This is a genomic window from Sporosarcina pasteurii (assembly GCF_041295575.1).
In the GTDB taxonomy this organism is placed as follows: Bacteria; Bacillota; Bacilli; order Bacillales_A; family Planococcaceae; genus Sporosarcina; species Sporosarcina pasteurii.
This window is the reverse complement of record NZ_CP160452.1, coordinates 3,120,203-3,143,099: the sequence shown is the minus strand read 5'-3', so window position 1 is coordinate 3,143,099 and position 22,897 is coordinate 3,120,203. Positions and strand designations below refer to the sequence as shown.

Below are 22,897 nucleotides of genomic sequence, written 5' to 3'. Positions count from 1 at the left end.
TGGTAAAGGTGCAGTTGATTTAAGGCTACACTTGGAGTTTGGCGGTTTTTATTGCGAATGTTAATTAGTGATTTCAATTTGATCTTCATATTAAAGGTATCTCCATTGATTGGAGTGGAGGGTGGCGACTCCTGCGGGATGTAGCGAAAGCCGTCACGAAGAACGGCTTTTGTGACCGAAAAGCGAAGCGTTTGGGAGCACATCTTTGCCTTAAGTCGTCACGAAGAACGGCTTTTGTGACCGAAAAGCGAAGCGTTTGAGAGCAGGAATAGCATTTGGATGCCTTAATTTCTGCAAAAACCGCAGAAATACGGCAAATCGCAATCTTCGTTTTGCGATTGGCTCACCCGCGCCCCGCGGAAAGCGTCCACCCGGAACGGAAATCAAAGATTGTTTGGAATCTAACATTTATGGAATGGAACCTAACTCATTTATTTCAATCAAAAAACAACATATGATAAGATAGTTCAAGATAAACGGACGAAAATTAGGAGGATTTACTATGACGAAAGAAGTTCGCGTACGCTATGCGCCAAGTCCAACAGGTCACTTACATATTGGAAACGCACGAACAGCGCTATTTAACTATTTATTTGCCCGCAATCAAGGCGGTAAATTTATCATTCGAATTGAAGATACAGATGCTAGCCGAAATATCGAAGGTGGAGAAGAATCTCAACTGAACTATCTAAAATGGCTTGGCCTCGACTGGGATGAAAGTATCGACGTTGGTGGAGAATTTGGACCTTACCGCCAATCAGAACGTAATGATCTATATAAAAAGTTGTACGATGAGCTACTAGAAAAAGGGGTAGCCTATAAATGTTATTGTACGGCAGAAGAACTCGAAGCTGAGCGTGAAGCACAATCAGCAAACAATGAAATGCCACGCTACAGTGGTAAATGCCGTCATCTTACTACGGAAGAGCAAGAAGCTCTTGTAGCGGAAGGCCGTGAACCAAGCGTTCGTTTTGCCGTGCCAAAAGGTAAGGTTTATACATTTAATGACCTTGTGAAAGACAATGTTTCTTTTGAATCTGACGGCATTGGTGATTTCGTCATTGTGAAAAAAGACGGTGTACCGACTTATAACTTCGCAGTTGCGGTAGATGATCACTACATGGAAATTACACACGTACTTCGTGGGGATGACCATATTTCAAACACGCCGAGACAACAAATGATTTATGAAGCATTTGGATGGGAACCGCCGACTTTCGGTCATATGACATTAATTGTAAATGAGAGTCGTCGTAAATTAAGTAAACGTGATGAGTCTATTATTCAGTTTATCGAACAATATGAAGAGCTAGGTTATTTACCAGAAGCCTTATTTAACTTCATCGTATTGCTTGGCTGGTCACCTGAAGGAGAAGAGGAAATCTTCTCGATAGAAGAACTTGTTTCGATTTTCGACGCAGATCGTTTATCAAAATCGCCAGCTGTATTCGATAAAGACAAACTAACATGGATGAATAACCAGTACGTTAAAAAATTATCTACAGAGCAAGTGATTGAGTTGGCATTGCCGCACTTGCAAAAAGCGGGCGCATTACCAACTGAATTAACGGACGAACAACGTCAGTGGGCACATGATTTAATTGCTTTATACCATGAGCAGTTAAGTTACGGTGCAGAAATTGTGGAATTAACAGCCCAGTTCTTCAAAGATACGATTGAATATGATGAAGCAGCGCAAAAAGTACTTGCGGGAGAACAAGTGCCTGAAGTTATGGCGGCTTTGAAAACACAATTTGAAGCGTTAGAAACATTTGATTCAGCTTCAGTTAAATCAGCGATTCAAGCGGTTCAAAAAGAAACAGGACACAAAGGTCGTAACTTATTTATGCCGATTCGTGTCGTCACAACGGGTGAAACGAGCGGTCCGGAATTGCCAGCTGCCATCGCGTTAGTTGGAAAAGAAAACGCCCTTGCTCGCGTAACGGAGTATGCGCAATCTTAAAAGTTACGTACTTGAGATTTGCACGATTTGTGAAGAACGTGTAAGCTTAAGAGTAATTTAACTGATTTAAAAGTGATTTGGATAGAGAAATCGTAGAAAAGGATAAGTACATATTTGCATGCCTTTCAGAGAGGATCACCATCGGGTGGAAGTGATCTAGGTCAATGCAATGTGGAAATGCCCCTTTGAGAGCTAGGCCGAAACAATTTGTTGGAGTAGGTCGGACGCATCGCCAGCGTTATGAGGCGTATTAAGCGGAAAGGCGGCAATATGCCTTTCAAGCGGAGTGGAACCACGTAATTCATTACGTCTCTGTCATTTTGACAGGGGCGTATTTTTATTTTTTAAAGATATAGTTTTTATTAACTCAGTTTTTAGTCGGTATTCCTAATAGTTCTTGGAAATAGGTGTTAAGGGGGGACGTAAAATGTTTCGTAGAATGAAAGAAGATATTAAGTGTATTTTTGACCAAGACCCAGCCGCGCGAAGCACATTTGAAGTGGTGTTAACTTATTCGGGTTTGCATGCAGTTTGGGCGCATCGTGTTGCGCACGCTTTATTTAAAAGGAACTTACTTTTTTTAGCCAGAAGTGTGTCGCAAATTAGTCGTTTTTTCACGGGGATTGAAATTCATCCAGGCGCACAGATTGGTCGGAGGTTATTTATTGACCATGGTATGGGAATCGTAATTGGAGAGACATGTGAAATTGGGGATGATGTTACCATTTACCAAGGTGTCACACTCGGTGGTACTGGAAAAGAGAAAGGCAAGAGACACCCAACAATCCATGATAATGTATTGATTGCAACGGGGGCGAAAGTGCTTGGTTCGATTACAATTGGTGAAGGTAGCAAAGTTGGTGCGGGATCTGTCGTGTTGAAAGATGTACCACCATCGTCAACGGTTGTCGGCATACCAGGGACAGTAGTCATTTCAAATGGAGTGAAAGTAAAAAATAAATTGGACCATCAGGATTTGCCTGACCCGATTGCTGAAAAATGTGAGACATTAGAAGAAAAAATGCTACGGCTTGAAGAGCGAATTAAAGAGCTAGAACAAACGACGATTGAGAAAGGGGATGCCTCATGAGCATTCAATTATACAATACATTAACGAGAAAAAAGGAGCCTTTCATTCCTCAAGAAGAGGGGAAGGTATCAATGTATGTTTGTGGTCCAACGGTCTACAACTATATTCATATCGGGAACGCTCGTCCAGTTATCGTTTTTGACACGGTGCGTAGGTACTTGGAATACAGAGGGTACGACGTGAAATTTGTCTCAAACTTTACGGATATTGATGATAAAATCATTGCAGCTGCGAATGAACTCGGAGAAGATGTGAGTGAATTAACCGAGCGATTTATCAATGCTTATTTTGAAGATGTGACGGCGTTAGGGTGCAATAAGGCGGATGTTCATCCGCGCGTTACGGATCATATTGAAGATATTGTAAACTTTATTCAAGTGTTGATCGATAAAGGGTTTGCGTACGAATCTCAAGGGGATGTGTATTACCGTACGAACAAATTTGACGGCTACGGAAAATTATCTAGCCAGTCGACAGATGAATTAATTGTTGGTGCGCGTATTGAAGCTGGCGAGAAAAAAGAAGACCCGCTTGACTTTGTTTTATGGAAAACTGCGAAAGAAAATGAAGTTTCGTGGGATAGTCCTTGGGGAGCCGGGCGACCAGGATGGCATATCGAATGCTCCGTAATGGCACGTGAACATCTTGGAGACACGATGGACATTCACGCAGGTGGGCAAGACTTGATGTTCCCGCACCACGAAAATGAAATTGCTCAGTCGGAAGCGATGACGGGTAAGCCATTTGCTAAGTATTGGATGCATAATGGTTATATTAATATTGATAATGAAAAAATGTCCAAATCACTTGATAACTTTGTCCTTGTCAATGAAATTCGGAAGCAAGTAGATCCAAAAGTGCTCCGTTTCTTCATTCTTTCTGTGCATTATAGACATCCGGTTAATTTTTCGGAAGAGCTTGTGACACAGGCGGAAGCTGGTTTGGAGAGAATACTAACGGCCTATAAAAATGTGGAATATCGTTTGGGGGCATCTGCAAACCTTGGCGACCAATCCGATATTTGGTTGCATAAAATTGACGCTTGCAAAGATGATTTTGTTACAGCGATGGATGATGATTTTAACACAGCAAATGGAATTGCAGCGATTTTTGAACTTGCTAGGTTAGCGAACGTTTATTTATTAGAGAAGAATACAGCGAAAGACGTTCTAGAGAAGTTTTTAGTAACGTTTGAATCGTTATTGGATGTCTTGGGCATCCCGATGGACGCTGAAGAAGATTTACTCGATGAAGATATTGAAAAACTAATTGAAGAGCGATTAGAAGCGCGCCGCAATCGTGATTTTGCTAGATCTGATGAAATTCGAGATGAGCTAAAAGAAAAAGGCATTCTCCTTGAAGATACAGCGCAAGGAACTCGCTGGAAACGAGGGTAACAACATGTACGTACTAAGAGATGTTGACGTAAAACAATTGAATGCACTCGCCTTAGCATATATGGGTGATGCAGTTTATGAACAGGCGATTCGAGAGCATTTATTACGTTCAGGACGTGTCCGACCTAACGTGTTGCATAGAGAAGCAACACGTTATGTGTCGGCGAAATCACAAGCGGCGATTTTGCAAACAATGCTTACGCAAGACTTTCTAACGGAAGCAGAACAAATGGTGATGAAGCGTGGGCGGAATGCAAAGCCAGGATCGACACCCAAAAATACAGATGTGGGAACATATAAAAATAGCTCTGGTTTCGAAGCGGTACTCGGTTATCTCTATTTGCTAGAGGACGAGAAAAGAGTGGAGCAGTTTATACTTGAAGCGATTCGTATTATTGAAAACCCAAAGGAGGATGAATCTTGATGACTACAAATAACTCAGAATTGCTAGGCGGTAAAAATCCAGTCGTTGAAGCATTACGTTCAGGTCGTGAACTGAATAAAATTTGGGTTGCAGAAGGGATTAATAAGAAAAGTATTGGTGAAATCCTATCGCTTGCCAAGAAGGCAAAGGTTATCGTTCAATACGTCCCCAAACAGAAACTCGACGGCATGCTTGACAGTAATCATCAAGGCGTGATCGCTTCAGTCGCGGCTTATCATTATGCAGAACTGGAAGATATCTTTGAATTAGCTGCAAAACGTCAAGAAGACCCACTTCTGTTAATTTTAGATGAATTAGAAGACCCGCATAATCTTGGTTCAATCTTAAGGACAGCTGATGCAGCTGGTGTGCATGGTGTGGTTATTCCAAGGCGTCGTTCTGTCGGATTAACAGCGGTTGTCGCAAAAGCTTCTACGGGTGCGATTGAATATATTCCTGTTGTGCGTGTGAATAACCTTTCCCAAACGGTTGAGCAATTGAAAGAGCGAGGGGTTTGGATAGCAGGAACCGATGCGTTGGGCTCTGCTGACTATCGAACGATGGATGCAACACTTCCGCTAGCTATCATTATTGGGAGTGAGGGAAAGGGAATGTCACGTATTTTAAAAGAAAAATGTGATTTCCTTTACCACTTACCTATGGTAGGCAAAGTCACTTCTTTAAACGCTTCTGTTGCAGCTTCACTTTTAATGTACGAGGTGCTGCGTAAGCGACAACCTCTCACCGAAAAGAAATGAAAAAGCAAAATGTCCTCATTGTAGATGGCTACAATATAATTGGCGCATGGGCGGAATTGCGCCAATTAAAGGACAGGCAGTTGGAAGAAGCAAGAGATTTGTTAATCGAACGGATGGCTGAGTACAAAGCGTATACAGGGTGGCGGGTTATCGTTGTCTTTGATGCTTATTTAATGCGTGGAATTGAAAGTAAGATTAAGAAACATGATGTTGAAGTATTGTTCACAAGAGAAAATGAAACAGCAGATGAACGAATTGAAAAACTTGTTTTAGAACTATTGCATCGACGTATTCAAATTCATGTCGCGACTTCTGACTTTACGGAGCAGTGGATTATTTTTGCGCAAGGTGCACTCCGGAAGTCGGCGCGCGAACTTGAAATTGAAATGAAAAAAATTCTTACTTCTATTTCTGGTAAAGTAAAAGATTTTGAGAATCAACAACCGACTTCGAAGATACCGCTTTCAAGGGAAGTTAAAGAAATATTTGAAAAATGGAGGCGTGGAATTCGATGATTGGTTGACGTTAAAAAAATTAATACGCTATACTGGAAAGAGGTCTATGACGATTCGGGGGGGTGATCCTGTTGGTGGAAAAAACATGTATGACTAATAGAGTGTTAGATTTCACTACGTTGTCCGACGAAGACATCGTTGCGATTATTCACGAAGGCAATGCAGATGCACTTGATTTTTTAATTACAAAATACCGGTCTTTTGTTTGGTTGAAAGGCCGTTCGTATTTTTTAATTGGCGGCGATCGAGAGGACATCGTGCAGGAAGGAATGATTGGTTTATATAAAGCGATACGTGACTATAAACCAGACAGATTAAGTTCCTTTAAAGGATTTGCTGAATTGTGTATTACACGTCAAATTATTACAGCGATTAAAACAGCAACAAGGCAAAAGCATATTCCGCTGAATTCTTCGGTATCTCTAGATCGACCTGTTTATACCGAGGAGTCTGAGCGTACACTACTGGATATGCTTGCAGGTCCCCCTCTTGAAGATCCGGAAGATTTAATGATTCATAAGGAAGATTTTGACCATATGGAGATAAAGATGCAAAAAGTGTTAAGTGAGCTTGAAAGACAAGTGTTGGCGCTTTATCTAGATGGACAAACTTATCAAGAAATCTCGATTAATTTAAACCGACCAGTCAAGTCTGTGGACAACGCACTTCAACGAATTAAGAGGAAACTAGAACTTTATTTAGAAGTAGACACAGTAAAGTAATCGCATGCATCTCGAGGGAATTGCGTTAAAATTTAGAATAATAAAGTGGGCGTCTAATTGCTTGGAAGTGGATATCCTTAATAGTGTTGACATGCTTCTTGTAAGGTGGTACTCTTTAGCAAGATTATAGGACCTAATAAGGTGATAGAATTGTCTAAAAAGATAACTTTGAGTTGTGAAGATTGCGGAACACGTAACTATTCCGTTCCAGCACAAAAGAATCATTCCACGAAACGCTTAACAATTAAAAAGTTTTGTAAGCATTGCAATGCACATACTATGCATAGGCAAACCGTTTAACTTGATTCAACAATGTTCATCACACCACTTCTAAAGTGGTAGAAGCGGCTTTTTGTTTCTGGGATGAATAAAGTGGATAGGAAAGAATCGCTTATTCATAGATGTTTAGTTAAAGTAATACATCTTATTTCGGAGGGTTACGATAAACATGGGGAAGATAAGTAATTTCTTGAAGCAAGTCGTTTCGGAAATGAGAAAAGTAAGTTGGCCAAAGCGTAAAGAATTGACGCGCTATACGATTGTTGTTCTTGTGACAGTCATTTTCATGGCGGTTTATTTTGGTATCACCGATCTCGGCATTTCAAAATTAATGGATTGGTACGTAAGCTTTTAAAATTTACGTACGTTACGCTATAATATAATAATAAATAAAAATTATGAATCCCTTAGAAATAGCCCGTCTGATTGTATGAACGGGTTTTTTAATTCTTTGGGAAACTATAAAATTTCGAACTATGGGTAAGTACTATGCTAGAGATTCTGCATCTAGTGTCGGGCGTTTTACGCTTTTGAACTACTCGTGGTGAAAGGAGGGACGGACTTAAAGTCCTTATATATATGGAAATAGAAAAAAATTGGTACGTTGTTCATACGTATTCAGGCTATGAAAACAAAGTGAAAGCAAACCTTGAGGCACGCGTTGAAACAATGGGTATGCAAGATAAAATCTTTCGGGTGATTGTTCCGGAAGAGGAAGAGACCGATTTTAAAGACGGCAAAAAGCGTACGGTGATGAAAAAAACATTCCCAGGGTACGTGCTTGTTGAGACAATTATGACGGACGATTCTTGGTATGTTGTTCGTAATACGCCAGGGGTGACAGGATTTATTGGTTCGTCTGGTGGAGGAACTAAGCCGACGCCGTTATTAGAAGAGGAAGTTGACTTTATTCTTAAGCAAATGGGTGTCAAAGATAAGGTTGCTGAACTTGATATTGAAATTGGTGAAGTGGTTCAAGTGCTTGAAGGACCATTTGCTGATTTCCAAGGTAAGGTCGAAGAAATCGATATGGCGAAGCAAAAAGTTAAAGTCGCGGTAGATATGTTTGGCCGTGAAACGAAGATGGAATTAGATTTTGATCAAGTACAAAAAAATTAATTACTCTGCTACTTGCATAAGAGGCGAAAGAATGTTATCATTTCAAAGGTCAGGCTATCAATTGATAGCGTGAGATAAGATGATTGATTCTCCCGATGCGAATCGGCAGACACATATTTGAGTGGGAGGGGAAACCCAATTACCACATCACGGACTTAAGGAGGTGTGTCTCGTGGCTAAAAAAGTTTCTACGGTTGTAAAATTACAAATTCCTGCAGGAAAAGCGAACCCGGCTCCACCAGTTGGACCAGCGCTAGGTCAAGCAGGTGTGAACATCATGGGATTCTGTAAAGAATTCAACGCACGTACAGCAGATCAAGCAGGCTTAATCATTCCTGTTGAAATCACTGTATTTGAAGATCGTTCATTTACATTTATTACTAAAACTCCACCGGCAGCAGTATTGCTGAAGGTTGCTGCAAATCTTCAAAAAGGTTCAGGCGAACCAAACAAAACGAAGGTTGCAACTGTGAAACGCGACAAAGTTCGCGAAATTGCAGAACAAAAGATGCCAGACTTAAACGCAGCATCAGTTGAAGCGGCGATGGCAATGGTTGAAGGTACTGCACGCAGTATGGGAATCACAATCGAAGACTGATTCCTTGAAATAGAGTTACGCTTTGGTTGGGTTGCGGTTGTTCTCCGGGACACGCAGCCTTTATTCGTGGGAGGTTCATTATCCGTTAACACCACAACATAGGAGGAAATTAAAATGGCTAAAAGAGGTAAAAAGTTTACAGAAGCGATGAAGCTTGTCGACAACTCAAAACTGTACGACGTAAAAGAAGCTATCGAACTTGCGAAAAAGACAAGCACAACAAACTTTGACGCAACAGTAGAAGTCGCATTCCGTCTTGGTATTGATGTTAAGAAAAACGATGAGCAAGTACGTGGAGCAGTAGTTCTGCCGAACGGTACTGGTAAAACTCAACGTGTTCTAGTTTTCGCTAAAGGTGAAAAACTTAAAGAAGCGGAAGCGGCGGGTGCAGACTACGTTGGCGATGCGGACTTCATTAACAAAATCCAACAAGGTTGGTTTGAATTTGACGTTATCGTAGCAACACCAGATATGATGGGTGAAGTTGGTAAAATTGGTCGTATCCTTGGACCAAAAGGACTTATGCCAAACCCAAGAACAGGTACTGTAACATTTGATGTTGCAAAAGCTGTTGAAGAAATCAAAGCTGGTAAAGTTGAGTACCGTGCTGACAAAGCGGGTATCGTACATGCGCCAATCGGAAAAGTTTCATTCGAAGATGAAAAGCTAGAAGAAAACTTCTTGGCAGTTTTCGATGCAATTGAAAAAGCTCGCCCAGCAGCTGCGAAGGGAACGTATATGCGTTCTGTACACGTAACTACAACAATGGGTCCTGCTTTGAAAATTGATACTTCAGGCGTAACTGTAAAATAAACTATTGACAATATGCTTGTCCTGTGATAACATGATGAGCGTTGTAAAATATATAAGTATTTTGTACCGTAGACCGCAGGGGTGGCATGCCGCTTAATGATCCTGCCGAGGACAAGACGATCTTTTCGTATTGAAGAAGACGACTTTTTCTGCCCTCGGGTCTCCAATGTAGACCGGGGGCTTTTTATATCGGTATAAGAACTTGAAAAATAATCTAGGAGGTGTCCAGATGAGCAAAGTATTAGAAGCGAAACAAGCGGTTGTAACTGAAATCTCTGAGAAGATGAAATCAGCAGCGACTGTCGTAGTGGTTGACTACCGTGGTTTAAACGTAAGTCAAGTTACAGAGCTTCGTAAAAACCTTCGTGAACAGGGCGTTGATTTTAAGGTTTACAAAAACTCAATGTCACGTCGTGCAGCTGAAGAGGTTGGCTTTGAAGGGCTAAACGAACATTTAGTAGGACCAAACGCAATTGCGTTTTCTGAAGATGATGTTATAGCACCTGCAAAAATCCTTCACGAATTCGCAAAGGAAAATGAAGCGCTCGAAATTAAAGCTGGGGTTATTGAAGGTGAAATTGCAAGCGCAGAAGAGATCAAGGCGTTGGCAACACTTCCATCACGCGAAGGCCTACTATCTATGCTTCTCAGCGTTCTACAAGCACCAGTACGCAACTTCGCACTTGCAACAAAAGCTGTTGCAGAGCAAAAAGAAGAGCAAGAAGGCGCTTAATAGGACAATTACCTGCCTAGTCAGGGGATTTGAACGAGTGCAATTGCCTGCTTAGTCAGGTAATTTGGATGGAAAAATTCAGCAAGGGTACAACTTGCATAATCGGACCTATCAAAGAATAGGCAAAAAACATTTAGGAGGAAATCATAATGACTACAGAACAAATCTTAGAAGCTGTTAAAGAAATGACAGTTCTTGAATTAAACGACTTAGTAAAAGCAATCGAAGAAGAATTCGGCGTAACTGCTGCTGCACCTGTTGCAGTTGCTGGCGGTGCTGCTGGCGGTGAAGCTGCTGCAGAACAAACTGAATTCGACGTAATCCTAGCATCAGCTGGAGACAAGAAAATCCAAGTAATTAAAGCAGTTCGTGAAATTACAGGCCTTGGCTTGAAAGAAGCGAAAGGTCTAGTAGACGACGCTCCAAAACCAGTTAAAGAAGGCGCTGCTAAAGAAGAAGCAGAAGAAATCAAGACAAAACTTGAAGAAGCAGGCGCAACTGTAGAACTTAAGTAATTTCAATGAATAGTGAAGAAAAGCTCGTCGGTTAGACGGGCTTTTCTTCGTTATTTTTACAACGTTAGAGATTATTGTAAGAGAAGGCCTGTATAGATTAAGGTTTACTTTTAAAAATAAAGATAAACTATTTCATTATGTTACGTTTATCTTCATGAAGTTATGGATAACGTTGGAAAGAAGGGACAAGCGCGATGTCAGAGCACTATTATTCAAGAGAACCGAAAGTGAAAAGTCAACGTCAAACCGTTTCAACGGAATTGCGCGGCGAAACTTTACGATTTACAACCGATGCGGGTGTATTTAGTAAGGGAGGCGTAGATTTTGGTTCACGACTCCTAGTTGAGTCATTTGTGATGCCTGAGGTAAGCGGTGATGTTCTTGACGTTGGTTGTGGCTATGGTCCAATCGGCTTAACGATTGCTGTAAGCTATCCAGAACGTCAAATTCAAATGGTAGATGTGAATGAAAGAGCAATTGCGCTAAGCAAGGAAAACGCTGTTGAAAATCTTTTGGAAAACGTCGAAGTTTATTCGAGTGATGCGTTGCTAGCTGTAACAGAATCTGATTTTGCGGCAATATTGACGAACCCACCCATTAGAGCTGGGAAAGAAACGGTCTTTGCTTTTTATGAAAGTTCGTTTTCTAAGCTTAAGGTTGGTGGAGAGTTGTGGGTTGTGATTCAGAAGAAGCAAGGGGCACCGTCATCCGCGAAAAAACTAGAAGAGGTTTTCGGAAATGTTACAGTAGTTGCGAAGCGAAAAGGTTACTTTATTTTAAAAGCCATAAAAAATTGACTGTTGGTTAGTTTTGTGGTAGCGTTAAAAGATGATTAAATAATATCATGCAATCGTATGCCCTTTTGCATGAATTTTGCATCACAAATGGCATTTAGACGATGGTAAAAGGTTGTCGAACCGAAAATGAGCTCTGTTAGAACTCATTTTCTTTTTGCCTTACGTCATCATACATTGTTTTTTATGTTTTGAAAAGGATTATTATTGCTTATGAGGGGTGAAAGAGTTGACAGGTCATTTAGTTCAATACGGTCAACACCGTCAACGCAGAAGCTTTGCGCGAATTAGTGAAGTGCTTGAACTTCCAAATCTAATCGAAATCCAGACGGAATCTTACAAGTGGTTCTTAGAAGAAGGGCTACGGGAAATGTTTCATGATATTTCCCCAATTGAAGATTTTACAGGAAATCTTTCGTTAGAATTTGTCGATTATCATCTTGAGGATCCAAAATATCCTGTTGATGAATCGAAAGAGCGCGACGTAACTTATGCAGCGCCACTTCGAGTTAAAGTTAGACTTCATAATAAGGAAACTGAAGAAGTGAAGGAGCAAGACGTATTCATGGGTGATTTCCCACTCATGACGGATAACGGTACGTTCGTTATTAACGGTGCGGAAAGAGTTATTGTTTCACAGCTTGTTCGTTCCCCAAGTGTTTATTATAACGATAAAATTGACAAAAATGGGAAGCGTGGTTTTGCTGCAACAGTGATTCCAAATCGTGGCGCATGGCTTGAGTATGAAATTGACGCAAGAGATGTTCTTCACGTAAGAATCGACCGTACGCGTAAGTTGCCCATTACAGTTCTTCTTAGAGCGTTAGGCTTCTCGTCGGACGAGGAGATTATTGGTTTAATCGGAGATAACGAGTATTTACGTAACACGCTTGAAAGAGATAATACCGAAACTTCCGAAAAGGCGATGCTTGAAATTTATGAGCGTCTTCGCCCAGGTGAACCGCCGACGCTTGATAGCGCGAAAAGTCTATTGTATTCTCGCTTTTTCGATCCGAAAAGGTACGACTTAGCGGATGTAGGGCGCTATAAATTAAATAAAAAACTTGACGTCAAAAACCGTTTGTTCAATCAAACATTAGCGGAGACGCTTGTGAACCCGGAAACAGGTGAAATTCTTCTTGAGAAAGGCGAACTTATTGATCGTCGTGCACTAGATCGAATAGCACCTTACCTAGAACAAGGAGTAGGGTTCCAGGAGTTTGAACATATCGAAGGCGTTATTGAAGAGCCAACGACAATTCAAACGATTAAAATATATGCACCTAAGCCGAATTCTGAGGAACCGCAAGTGATTAATGTGATCTCAAACGCGAACGTTGAAAATGAAGTGAAAAACGTTACACCTGCAGATATCATTGCATCCGTCAGTTATTTCTTTAACTTATTACACGGTGTAGGACACACAGATGACATTGACCACTTAGGAAACCGTCGTCTACGTTCTGTTGGAGAGCTTCTCCAAAATCAATTCCGCATTGGGTTATCCCGTATGGAACGTGTCGTAAAAGAGCGTATGTCAATTAACGATACATCTTCTATTGTGCCACAACAATTAATTAACATTCGTCCGGTGATTGCTTCCATAAAAGAGTTCTTTGGAAGTTCCCAGTTATCTCAATTCATGGACCAAACAAACCCACTTGCAGAATTAACGCATAAGCGTCGTTTATCTGCACTTGGACCTGGTGGATTAACACGTGAACGTGCTGGAATGGAAGTACGTGACGTTCACTACTCTCACTATGGTCGTATGTGTCCGATTGAAACGCCTGAGGGACCGAACATCGGATTGATTAACTCCCTTTCAACATTTGCTAAAGTAAATAAATTTGGTTTTATCGAGACGCCGTATAGAAAGGTCGACCCTGAAACTGGACGCGTAACAGACCAAATTGATTACTTAACTGCAGACATTGAAGATAATTACATTGTTGCACAGGCAAATGCGGCGTTAGATGATGATGGCTCATTCATTGATGAGGAAGTCGTCGGTCGTTTCCAAGGTGATAACACGGTATTTAAACGTGATCAGATTGACTATATGGACGTTTCGCCTAAGCAAGTTGTTTCTGCTGCGACAGCATGTATCCCGTTCTTAGAGAACGATGACTCCAACCGTGCGCTCATGGGAGCAAACATGCAACGACAAGCTGTTCCACTACTAGAACCTAAATCACCATTGGTAGGAACTGGAATGGAACATGTTGCTGCACGAGATTCTGGAGCTGCGGTACTTGCGTCACATACAGGCATTGTTGAACATGTAGAAGCAAAAGAGATTCGCGTTCGTCGTATAGAAATTGTTGACGGCAAAGAAGTACAAGGTGATTTAACAATTCACCGATTAGAAAACTTTATCCGTTCCAACCACGGAACTTGTTACCACCAGCGACCAATTGTAAGCGTAGGAGATCGCGTAGAGAAAAACGATATCTTAGCTGACGGTCCGTCAATGGAACAAGGTGAACTTGCACTTGGTCGTAACGTATTAACAGCGTTTATGACTTGGGAAGGCTACAACTACGAAGACGCGATTATTATGAGCGAGCGTCTCGTAAAAGACGACGATTATACTTCTGTACACATAGAGGAATATGAGTCTGAAGCGAGAGACACGAAGCTTGGACCTGAAGAAATCACGCGCGACATTCCAAACGTTGGTGAGGAAGCACTTCGTCATTTAGATGACCGCGGAATCATCCGTATCGGTGCAGAAGTTCGCGATGGAGACATCCTTGTTGGAAAGGTAACGCCTAAAGGGGTTACTGAATTAACAGCTGAAGAACGTCTTCTACATGCAATCTTTGGAGAAAAAGCTCGTGAAGTCCGCGATACATCGTTGCGTGTTCCACACGGAGCAGGTGGGATTGTACTTGACGTGAAAGTGTTTAACCGCGAAGATGGCGATGAACTGCCACCAGGTGTAAACCAACTCGTACGTGTCTATATCGTTCAAAAACGTAAAATTTCTGTCGGAGATAAAATGGCAGGAAGACACGGTAACAAAGGTGTTATTTCACGAATCCTTCCAGAAGAAGATATGCCATATCTTCCAGATGGTACGCCAATTGACGTAATGTTGAATCCATTAGGGGTTCCATCGCGAATGAATATCGGACAAGTGCTCGAAATGCACCTTGGTATGGCATCCCGTGCACTCGGCATCCATATGGCATCACCAGTCTTTGATGGCGCAAACGAAGAAGATGTTTGGGAAACAATGGAAGAAGCTGGAATGGACCGAGACGGTAAAACGATTTTATACGACGGACGTTCAGGTGAACCATTTGATAACCGTGTATCTGTCGGCGTGATGTATTTAATTAAACTTGACCATATGGTTGACGATAAACTTCATGCACGTTCAACTGGGCCATATTCACTTGTTACGCAACAACCGCTCGGTGGTAAAGCCCAGTTCGGTGGACAGCGTTTTGGTGAGATGGAGGTTTGGGCGCTTGAAGCTTATGGAGCTGCTTATACTTTACAAGAGATCTTAACTGTTAAGTCGGATGACGTCGTTGGACGTGTGAAAACTTACGAAGCAATTGTTAAAGGTGAAAGTGTTCCACAACCAGGTGTTCCTGAATCCTTTAAAGTTCTAATTAAAGAGCTTCAAAGTTTAGGACTTGATGTCAAAATGTTGACAGAAGACTACGAAGAAATTGAGTTACGTGATTTAGACGAAGATGATGACACGCAACCAACAGATGCTCTAAACCTGATAAAGGCCGAGCAGCAATCTTAAGTTATTTAAGTTGAATCATATTTAAAGTAAGGGGAAAGTGACTGCTTTCTCCTTACTTACTTATAAAAATCCAGTTGCCAGCGATAAGACTAAAGGGAGGTAGGCTCCTTGGTAGATGTAAACAATTTTGAGTATATGAAAATAGGACTTGCTTCATCAGATAAGATCCGTTCATGGTCCTACGGTGAAGTGAAGAAGCCAGAAACAATTAACTATCGTACGCTAAGGCCTGAAAAAGAAGGTCTTTTCTGTGAACGTATTTTCGGACCTACAAAAGATTGGGAATGTCATTGTGGAAAATATAAACGTGTCCGTTACAAAGGTGTTGTTTGTGACCGTTGCGGAGTTGAAGTAACGCGTCAAAAAGTACGTCGTGAGCGTATGGGACATATTGAACTTGCAGCCCAAGTAACACATATTTGGTATTTCAAAGGAATCCCGAGCAGAATGGGCCTTATTCTCGACATGACACCACGTGCTTTAGAGGAGATTATTTACTTTGCTTCTTATGTAGTAGTCGATCCGGCAGATACACCACTTGAAAGAAAGCAACTTCTATCTGAACAAGAGTATCGCGCATACCGTCAGAAATACGGAAAAAAATTCGAAGCGTTGATGGGTGCTGAAGCAATTGAGCGTCTCTTAAAAGCAATTGATTTGGACAAAGAGATGGATGCTCTAAAAGAAGAGTTGAAAACAGTTCAAGGACAACGCCGTACACGTGCAATTAGACGTTTAGATGTTGTTGAATCATTCCGAAATTCAGGCAACCGTCCTGAATGGATGGTCCTAGAAGTGTTACCAGTTATTCCGCCTGAGCTTCGTCCGATGGTACAACTTGATGGAGGACGTTTTGCAACTTCCGACTTAAACGACTTATACCGTAGAGTGATTAACCGTAATAACCGACTAAAACGATTACTAGATTTAGGTGCGCCAGGCATTATCGTTCAAAACGAGAAGCGTATGCTCCAAGAAGCTGTTGACGCACTTGTCGATAATGGTCGTCGCGGTCGTCCGGTTACAGGTCCAGGCAACCGTCCATTAAAATCACTTTCACACATGTTGAAAGGTAAGCAAGGACGTTTCCGTCAAAACTTACTTGGTAAACGTGTAGACTACTCAGGTCGTTCGGTTATCGTTGTTGGTCCGAACTTGAAAATGTACCAGTGTGGCTTACCGAAAGAAATGGCGATCGAATTATTTAAACCATTCGTGATGAAAGAACTCGTAGAAAGAGGTCTAGCACACAATATTAAGAGTGCTAAGCGTAAAATCGAACGTCTACATTCGGAAGTTTGGGATGTTTTAGAAGAAGTGATTAAAGAGCACCCGGTCTTATTAAACCGTGCACCTACACTTCACAGACTAGGGATTCAAGCATTTGAGCCTGTTCTTGTTGAAGGACGCGCAATAACGCTACATCCACTTGTATGTACAGCTTATAACGCTGACTTTGACGGTGACCAAATGGCTGTTCACGTTCCGCTTTCTGCTGAAGCACAGGCTGAAGCACGCCTACTCATGCTAGCAGCTCAAAACATTTTGAACCCGAAAGACGGAAAACCAGTCGTAACACCATCTCAGGATATGGTTTTAGGAAACTATTACTTAACGTTAGAGCGTGAAGGTGCGACGGGTGAAGGTTTTGTATTCCGTGATGCAGATGAAGCGATAATCGCTTATCAGAATGGTTATATACACTTACACACGCGAATTGCGGTACAGGCAGGGTCATTTAATAACCCGACATTCACTGAAGAGCAAAATAGTAAATTACTACTTACAACAGTAGGGAAAATTATCTTTAACGAAATTTTACCGGAATCATTCCCTTATATAAATGAACCAACATTAGCCAACTTGCAAGTTCAAACACCAGAGAAGTATTTTGTTTCAGGAACAGAAGATATCAAGGAACTGTTAAAAGAAACAGAGTTAGTTGGACCGTTTAAAAAGGGCATACTCGGTGATATTATCGCTGAGATTTTCAAACGTTTCCATATTACCGAAACGTCGAAAATGCTTGACCGCATGAAGGATTTAGGATTTACGTACTCAACACGTGCTGGATTGACAGTCGGAATGTCCGACATTATCGTCCTTCCAAACAAGTATGAACTTCTAGACGAAACACAAAGTAAAGTAGATAATGTCTTGAAGCAATTCCGTCGTGGTCTGATTACGGAAGAAGAGCGTTACGATCGCGTAATTGCTTACTGGAGTGCTGTTAGAGATGATATTCAAGAGAAGCTGATGGAATCTCTAGATAACTCAAACCCGATTTATATGATGAGTAACTCCGGAGCACGTGGTAACGTTTCTAACTTTACGCAGCTTGCGGGTATGCGTGGTTTGATGGCCAACCCGGCTGGACGGATTATTGAACTTCCAATTAAATCATCATTCCGTGAAGGGTTAACCGTTCTTGAGTACTTTATTTCAACGCACGGTGCGCGTAAAGGACTTGCGGATACAGCGCTGAAAACTGCTGACTCAGGTTACTTAACACGTCGACTCGTTGATGTTGCTCAAGATGTCATTGTTCGTGAAGACGAGTGTGGTACTGACCGCGGCTTAGAAATCGGTGCGTTAATGGAAGGCACTGAGGTAATCGAGCGACTTGACGAACGTATCATTGGTCGTCATACGAAGAAAACAATCTATCATCCAGAAACGGGCGAGAAGATTCTCGAGAAAAATGCGCTCATTACAGAAGATACGGCACGTATCATCATTGAAGCAGGTATTGAAACAGTAGCAATTCGCTCTGCATTCACATGTGATACAAAGCATGGTGTATGTAAGAAGTGTTACGGTATCAACTTAGCAACTGGCGAAAAAGTCGAAGTTGGAGAAGCAGTTGGAATTATTGCTGCTCAATCCATCGGTGAGCCAGGTACACAGTTAACAATGCGTACATTCCACACAGGTGGGGTTGCTGGGGACGATATTACTCAAGGTCTTCCGCGTATCCAAGAAATTTTCGAAGCGCGTAACCCGAAAGGTAAAGCGATTATTTCTGAAATTAAAGGAACCGTTACTGCGATTGATGAAATCCGTGAAGGTCAACATGAAATTACTGTTGAAGGTAAAGTTGAAACAAGAAAATACCTTGGACCATATAACGCACGCTTCACTGTACAGGTTGGCGATGTAGTTGACCGCGGTGAGCCACTAACGGAAGGTTCGATTGATCCAAAAGAACTTATCGTTGTGAAAGATGTTGCGACAGTTCAAGAGTATCTATTGAAAGAAGTACAAAAAGTTTACCGTATGCAAGGTGTTGAAATCGGTGATAAGCACGTTGAAGTGATGGTTCGTCAAATGCTTCGTAAAGTGCATATTATTGAAGCAGGAAACACTGATTTACTTCCTGGTTCACTCGTTGATATCCACCAGTTTGCAGAGGCGAACAATAAAATGTTTGAAGAAGGTAAAGTGCCAGCAACTTGTAGACCGGTTATTCTTGGTATTACAAAAGCTTCACTTGAAACTGAGTCATTCTTATCTGCAGCATCCTTCCAGGAGACAACGCGTGTCCTGACAGATGCGGCAATAAGAGGTAAGATGGATGAGTTACTTGGCCTGAAAGAGAACGTTATTATTGGTAAGCTGGTACCAGCAGGGACGGGAATGCAACGTTACCGTCAAATCGAAATCGAAAAGAATGATTTAGAAAACGCTGGAGAAACTGCAACTGCGGAATAACTGAAATAATTTACGGGGGGGCCTGTAGAATAAGGCCCTCCGATTTTTTCTTTCGTGTTGACAGGTAGAAAAAAAGATGTTAATATACAAAAGGTTGATAGTTACATGTCTGTACTTTGGAGGATATGAAAATGTCTTATGAAAAAGTGAAGCAGGCAAAAGAGACAATCATCGGTATAAAGCAAACAGTAAAAGCAATTCAAGCAGGCAAGGTAACAGAAGTTATCATTGCTCAGGATATAGAAGAACGGTTTACTCGACAGTTGTTAGAAGTAACCAATGAATATTCAATTCCTGTGACTTATGTTGCTTCAAGAAAACAGCTTGGAGAAGCATCTGGCATTGCGGTCGGTACATCCGTTGTTGCGCTTACTGAATAAACGTTTTTGTGCATTCTCGCACGAAAACTTGTTTTTACCCCTAAAATGAACCACCTGGATGTGTGGTCTTGCAAAACGTAAATGAGAGGAGGACAAAATCAATGCCTACAATTAACCAATTGGTTCGTAAAGGTCGTAGATCAAAAGTTTCTGGTTCTAAATCACCTGCACTTGGAAAAAGCTATAACAGCTTTAAAAAGACGATGACGGATGTTAATTCTCCACAAAAACGTGGCGTTTGTACACGTGTTGGAACGATGACACCGAAGAAGCCGAACTCAGCCCTACGTAAATATGCACGTGTGCGTCTAACAAACCAACTTGAAGTGAACGCTTATATCCCAGGTGAGGGACATAACCTTCAAGAGCACAGTGTTGTACTTATTCGTGGTGGACGTGTTAAAGACTTACCGGGTGTTCGTTATCATGTTGTACGTGGTGCGCTTGATACAGCTGGAGTTACTGGCCGTATGCAAAGTCGTTCTATGTACGGTGCGAAAAAACCAAAAGAAAAGAAATAATGTGAAATACAATCTAAGTGAAGTTGCATAAAAACCCAGCTGGTATTAAATGTGCAAATGACTTGATCCTTAAAATATAAGAAATGTGTGAAAGGAGGACAAAAACATGCCTCGTAAAGGTCCTGTAGCTAAACGTGATGTACTACCAGATCCGATTTATAACTCGAAACTTGTTTCACGTCTTATAAACTCAATGATGGTAGATGGTAAGAAAGGTACTTCTCAAAAAATTCTATACGGTGCGTTTGAACTTGTAAAAGAACGTTCTGGAAAAGATCCATTAGAAGTATTTGAAGCAGCACTTGAAAATGTAATGCCGGTTCTTGAAGTGCGCGCACGCCGTGTTGGTGGAGCGAACTACCAAGTTCCAGTAGAAGTACGTCCTGAGCGTCGTACAACACTAGGCTTACGTTTCTTCGTAAACTATTCTCGTCAACGCGGTGAGAAAACAATGGAAGAGCGTCTAGCTAACGAAATTTTAGATGCTTCAAACAACACTGGTGCTTCCGTTAGAAGACGTGAAGAACTACACAAAATGGCAGAAGCGAACAAAGCTTTCGCTCACTACCGTTGGTAAGTTGAAGTTATATATAACTCTTAACCGAGATGGAAGGAGATTGACAACATGGCTAGAGAGTTCTCCTTAGAGAATACTCGTAACATTGGAATCATGGCTCACATCGATGCCGGTAAAACGACAACGACTGAGCGTATCCTTTATTACACAGGTCGTATTCATAAGCTTGGTGAAACACATGAAGGTGCATCTCAAATGGACTGGATGGAGCAAGAGCAGGAGCGTGGAATTACAATCACTTCTGCAGCGACAACAGCTCAGTGGAAAGGTCACCGTGTTAACATCATTGACACGCCAGGTCACGTGGACTTCACAGTTGAAGTTGAACGTTCCCTACGTGTACTCGATGGTGCGGTAACAGTTCTTGATGCTCAATCAGGTGTTGAGCCACAAACTGAAACAGTATGGCGTCAAGCGACAAACTATTCTGTTCCACGTTTAGTATTTGTTAACAAAATGGACAAGACAGGTGCGGACTTCCACTATGCAGTGGGAACAGTACGCGAACGTCTAGGTGCAAACGCACATCCAATCCAATTACCAATTGGTGCGGAAGATCAGTTCCATGCAATCATTGACCTAATTGAAATGAAAGCTACTTTCTATGGTGATGACTTCGGGAAAGATGTTGAAGTAAGAGACATTCCTGAAGAACATCTTGCTGAAGCTGAAGAGTACCGTGAGAGTCTAATTGAAGCAATTGTTGAATTCGATGAAGACCTTATGGAAAAATACTTAGGTGGCGAAGAGCTAACTGTAGAAGAAATCAAAGCAGCAATCCGTAAAGCAACACTAGATGTTGAATTTTACCCTGTTGTTTGTGGAACAGCTTTCAAAAACAAAGGTGTTCAACTAGTTCTAGATGCAGTAATCGACTACTTACCAGCTCCAACTGATATCCAAGCGATTGCTGGATTTAATCCTGAAAACAACGAAGAGGAAACTCGTCCTGCTGATGACAATGGTCCATTCTCGGCACTTGCGTTTAAAGTTATGACGGATCCTTATGTTGGTAAACTAACATTCTTCCGTGTGTACTCTGGTACACTAAAGTCAGGATCTTACGTACGTAACACGACGAAAGATAAGCGTGAGCGTGTAGGACGTATCCTACAAATGCATGCTGACTCTCGTGAAGAAATCGCAGAAGTTCACTCCGGTGACATTGCTGCTGCGGTTGGTTTAAGAGACACAGGTACTGGTGACACATTATGTGATGAAAAAGCACCTGTTATCTTAGAGTCAATGGAATTCCCTGAGCCGGTTATTTCCGTTGCAATCGAACCAAAAACAAAAGCTGACCAAAGTAAAATGGGTGAAGCTCTTGCGAAACTTCAAGAGGAAGACCCGACGTTCAGAGCACATACAGATGAAGAAACTGGCGAAGTAATTATTGCTGGTATGGGTGAATTACACTTAGACGTTCTAGTTGACCGTCTACGTCGTGAATTTGGCGTTGAAGCTAACGTTGGAGCACCACAAGTATCTTACCGTGAAACATTCCGTCAAGCAGCGGAAGTTGAAGGTAAGTTCGTTCGTCAATCTGGTGGTCGTGGACAATACGGTCATGTATGGGTTGAATTCTCTCCAAACGAAGAAGGAGCAGGTTTCGAATTCATCGATAACATCGTTGGTGGAACAGTTCCACGTGAATATATCGGTTCTGTTGAAGAAGGTATCCGTGATGCGCTGGATAACGGTGTAATTGCAGGATATCCACTAATCGATATTAAAGCACGTCTATATGACGGTTCATACCATGATGTTGACTCTAACGAAATGGCGTTTAAGATTGCTGGTTCTATGGCACTGAAAAACGCTGCTTCAAAAGTTAACCCGGCACTTCTCGAGCCAATGATGAAAGTTGAAATCCAAATCCCTGAGGAATACTTAGGTGATATTATGGGTGACGTTACTGCTCGTCGTGGTCGCGTTGAAGGAATGGAAGCACGTGGTAACTCACAATTAGTTAATGCGATGGTTCCACTTGCTGAAATGTTTGGATACGCAACTTCATTGCGTTCTAACACACAAGGTCGCGGAGTCTTCTCAATGGTATTTGACCACTATGAAGAAGTTCCAAAATCGATCGCTGAAGAAGTTATTAAAAAGAATACTGCTGAATAATTGTAATTCACTCTTGTTTTCAGTATAAATAAGCTATAGAGTATAGGTGACTGGGGATTAATCTCCAGTACCTATAAAAATAAAAAACTTTC

21 protein-coding genes and 2 other annotated features are annotated in these 22,897 nt (G+C 41.6%); all 21 genes read left to right on the top strand.

The features are described 5' to 3' along the window. Positions 1-502 precede the first annotated feature (502 nt). The 21 genes from gltX (at position 503) to fusA (ending at position 22,805) form a co-directional block, all read left to right on the top strand. Entirely contained in the window at positions 503-1,963 is a 1,461-nt protein-coding gene (gltX, locus tag AB1H92_RS15325; protein ID WP_115363679.1) for a glutamate--tRNA ligase, read from the top strand. Between the two features lie 84 nt (positions 1,964-2,047). Continuing rightward, positions 2,048-2,280: a binding site (T-box leader), on the top strand. A gap of 110 nt (positions 2,281-2,390) precedes the next feature. Then, positions 2,391-3,053, top strand: coding sequence for a serine O-acetyltransferase (gene cysE / locus AB1H92_RS15320; RefSeq protein WP_115363677.1), 663 nt, complete (start codon positions 2,391-2,393; stop codon positions 3,051-3,053). Further along, a complete protein-coding gene (cysS, locus tag AB1H92_RS15315) occupies positions 3,050-4,450 on the top strand; it encodes a cysteine--tRNA ligase (RefSeq protein WP_115363675.1) in 1,401 nt (466 codons plus the stop codon). The genes cysE and cysS overlap by 4 nt, the downstream gene beginning before the upstream one ends. 4 nt (positions 4,451-4,454) lie before the next feature. Next, positions 4,455-4,874: a Mini-ribonuclease 3 gene (locus tag AB1H92_RS15310; protein WP_115363673.1), complete on the top strand. Its 420-nt coding sequence runs from the start codon at positions 4,455-4,457 to the stop codon at positions 4,872-4,874. Continuing rightward, a complete protein-coding gene (gene rlmB / locus AB1H92_RS15305) occupies positions 4,874-5,632 on the top strand; it encodes a 23S rRNA (guanosine(2251)-2'-O)-methyltransferase RlmB (protein WP_115363671.1) in 759 nt (252 codons plus the stop codon). Before AB1H92_RS15310 ends, rlmB begins: the two co-directional genes overlap by 1 nt. Next, positions 5,629-6,147 (top strand): NYN domain-containing protein, encoded by a 519-nt coding sequence (locus AB1H92_RS15300; RefSeq protein ID WP_115363669.1) that lies wholly within the window; start codon positions 5,629-5,631, stop codon positions 6,145-6,147. Before rlmB ends, AB1H92_RS15300 begins: the two co-directional genes overlap by 4 nt. 89 nt (positions 6,148-6,236) lie before the next feature. Next, complete coding sequence (gene sigH / locus AB1H92_RS15295) at positions 6,237-6,869, top strand: RNA polymerase sporulation sigma factor SigH (RefSeq protein WP_115364192.1); 633 nt, start codon at positions 6,237-6,239, stop codon at positions 6,867-6,869. A 150-nt stretch (positions 6,870-7,019) separates the two neighbouring features. Next, positions 7,020-7,169: a 50S ribosomal protein L33 gene (gene rpmG / locus AB1H92_RS15290; protein ID WP_115364191.1), complete on the top strand. Its 150-nt coding sequence runs from the start codon at positions 7,020-7,022 to the stop codon at positions 7,167-7,169. 148 nt (positions 7,170-7,317) lie between these two features. Continuing rightward, positions 7,318-7,503: a preprotein translocase subunit SecE gene (gene secE / locus AB1H92_RS15285; RefSeq protein ID WP_115363667.1), complete on the top strand. Its 186-nt coding sequence runs from the start codon at positions 7,318-7,320 to the stop codon at positions 7,501-7,503. A gap of 230 nt (positions 7,504-7,733) precedes the next feature. Then, the gene (nusG, locus tag AB1H92_RS15280) at positions 7,734-8,267 is read left to right on the top strand and encodes a transcription termination/antitermination protein NusG (protein ID WP_115364190.1); all 534 of its coding nucleotides are present in this window, start codon (positions 7,734-7,736) and stop codon (positions 8,265-8,267) included. A gap of 172 nt (positions 8,268-8,439) precedes the next feature. Then, a complete protein-coding gene (gene rplK / locus AB1H92_RS15275) occupies positions 8,440-8,865 on the top strand; it encodes a 50S ribosomal protein L11 (protein WP_147287787.1) in 426 nt (141 codons plus the stop codon). A 114-nt stretch (positions 8,866-8,979) separates the two neighbouring features. Then, positions 8,980-9,678 carry a 50S ribosomal protein L1 gene (gene rplA, locus AB1H92_RS15270; RefSeq protein ID WP_115363662.1) on the top strand — a complete coding sequence of 233 codons (699 nt, stop codon included), beginning with the start codon at positions 8,980-8,982 and terminating at the stop codon, positions 9,676-9,678. Between the two features lie 48 nt (positions 9,679-9,726). Continuing rightward, positions 9,727-9,874, top strand: a sequence feature (ribosomal protein L10 leader region). Positions 9,875-9,907: 33 nt separating this feature from the next. Next, positions 9,908-10,411, top strand: coding sequence for a 50S ribosomal protein L10 (gene rplJ, locus AB1H92_RS15265; protein ID WP_115363661.1), 504 nt, complete (start codon positions 9,908-9,910; stop codon positions 10,409-10,411). Between the two features lie 149 nt (positions 10,412-10,560). After that, positions 10,561-10,926: a 50S ribosomal protein L7/L12 gene (rplL, locus tag AB1H92_RS15260; RefSeq protein WP_115363659.1), complete on the top strand. Its 366-nt coding sequence runs from the start codon at positions 10,561-10,563 to the stop codon at positions 10,924-10,926. A gap of 194 nt (positions 10,927-11,120) precedes the next feature. Continuing rightward, complete coding sequence (locus AB1H92_RS15255) at positions 11,121-11,723, top strand: class I SAM-dependent methyltransferase (RefSeq protein WP_115363657.1); 603 nt, start codon at positions 11,121-11,123, stop codon at positions 11,721-11,723. 217 nt (positions 11,724-11,940) lie between these two features. Continuing rightward, positions 11,941-15,489: a DNA-directed RNA polymerase subunit beta gene (gene rpoB / locus AB1H92_RS15250; protein WP_370475152.1), complete on the top strand. Its 3,549-nt coding sequence runs from the start codon at positions 11,941-11,943 to the stop codon at positions 15,487-15,489. A gap of 108 nt (positions 15,490-15,597) precedes the next feature. Next, positions 15,598-19,200, top strand: a complete 3,603-nt coding sequence (rpoC, locus tag AB1H92_RS15245) for a DNA-directed RNA polymerase subunit beta' (RefSeq protein ID WP_115363653.1) — start codon at positions 15,598-15,600, stop codon at positions 19,198-19,200. 131 nt (positions 19,201-19,331) lie between these two features. Next, on the top strand, positions 19,332-19,580 hold the full coding sequence (locus AB1H92_RS15240; protein WP_115363651.1) for a ribosomal L7Ae/L30e/S12e/Gadd45 family protein: 249 nt from the start codon (positions 19,332-19,334) through the stop codon (positions 19,578-19,580). Positions 19,581-19,681: 101 nt separating this feature from the next. Continuing rightward, positions 19,682-20,101, top strand: coding sequence for a 30S ribosomal protein S12 (gene rpsL, locus AB1H92_RS15235; RefSeq protein WP_075526619.1), 420 nt, complete (start codon positions 19,682-19,684; stop codon positions 20,099-20,101). 106 nt (positions 20,102-20,207) lie between these two features. Further along, positions 20,208-20,678: a 30S ribosomal protein S7 gene (gene rpsG / locus AB1H92_RS15230; protein WP_075526620.1), complete on the top strand. Its 471-nt coding sequence runs from the start codon at positions 20,208-20,210 to the stop codon at positions 20,676-20,678. 48 nt (positions 20,679-20,726) lie between these two features. Further along, positions 20,727-22,805, top strand: coding sequence for an elongation factor G (gene fusA, locus AB1H92_RS15225; RefSeq protein WP_115363649.1), 2,079 nt, complete (start codon positions 20,727-20,729; stop codon positions 22,803-22,805). Positions 22,806-22,897: the final 92 nt, after the last annotated feature.

Excerpts from the sequence above, each read along its gene's own strand:
- AB1H92_RS15240 (WP_115363651.1), top strand. The coding sequence starts at position 19,332 with ATGTCTTATGAAAAAGTGAAGCAGGCAAAAGAGACAATCATCGGTATA.
- cysE (WP_115363677.1), top strand. The coding sequence starts at position 2,391 with ATGTTTCGTAGAATGAAAGAAGATATTAAGTGTATTTTTGACCAAGAC.
- rplA (WP_115363662.1), top strand. The coding sequence starts at position 8,980 with ATGGCTAAAAGAGGTAAAAAGTTTACAGAAGCGATGAAGCTTGTCGAC.
- rplL (WP_115363659.1), top strand. The coding sequence starts at position 10,561 with ATGACTACAGAACAAATCTTAGAAGCTGTTAAAGAAATGACAGTTCTT.
- secE (WP_115363667.1), top strand. The coding sequence starts at position 7,318 with ATGGGGAAGATAAGTAATTTCTTGAAGCAAGTCGTTTCGGAAATGAGA.
- AB1H92_RS15310 (WP_115363673.1), top strand. The coding sequence starts at position 4,455 with ATGTACGTACTAAGAGATGTTGACGTAAAACAATTGAATGCACTCGCC.
- AB1H92_RS15300 (WP_115363669.1), top strand. The coding sequence starts at position 5,629 with ATGAAAAAGCAAAATGTCCTCATTGTAGATGGCTACAATATAATTGGC.
- rpsL (WP_075526619.1), top strand. The coding sequence starts at position 19,682 with ATGCCTACAATTAACCAATTGGTTCGTAAAGGTCGTAGATCAAAAGTT.
- AB1H92_RS15255 (WP_115363657.1), top strand. The coding sequence starts at position 11,121 with ATGTCAGAGCACTATTATTCAAGAGAACCGAAAGTGAAAAGTCAACGT.
- fusA (WP_115363649.1), top strand. The coding sequence starts at position 20,727 with ATGGCTAGAGAGTTCTCCTTAGAGAATACTCGTAACATTGGAATCATG.
- cysS (WP_115363675.1), top strand. The coding sequence starts at position 3,050 with ATGAGCATTCAATTATACAATACATTAACGAGAAAAAAGGAGCCTTTC.
- rlmB (WP_115363671.1), top strand. The coding sequence starts at position 4,874 with ATGACTACAAATAACTCAGAATTGCTAGGCGGTAAAAATCCAGTCGTT.
- gltX (WP_115363679.1), top strand. The coding sequence starts at position 503 with ATGACGAAAGAAGTTCGCGTACGCTATGCGCCAAGTCCAACAGGTCAC.
- sigH (WP_115364192.1), top strand. The coding sequence starts at position 6,237 with ATGACTAATAGAGTGTTAGATTTCACTACGTTGTCCGACGAAGACATC.
- rpsG (WP_075526620.1), top strand. The coding sequence starts at position 20,208 with ATGCCTCGTAAAGGTCCTGTAGCTAAACGTGATGTACTACCAGATCCG.
- rplJ (WP_115363661.1), top strand. The coding sequence starts at position 9,908 with ATGAGCAAAGTATTAGAAGCGAAACAAGCGGTTGTAACTGAAATCTCT.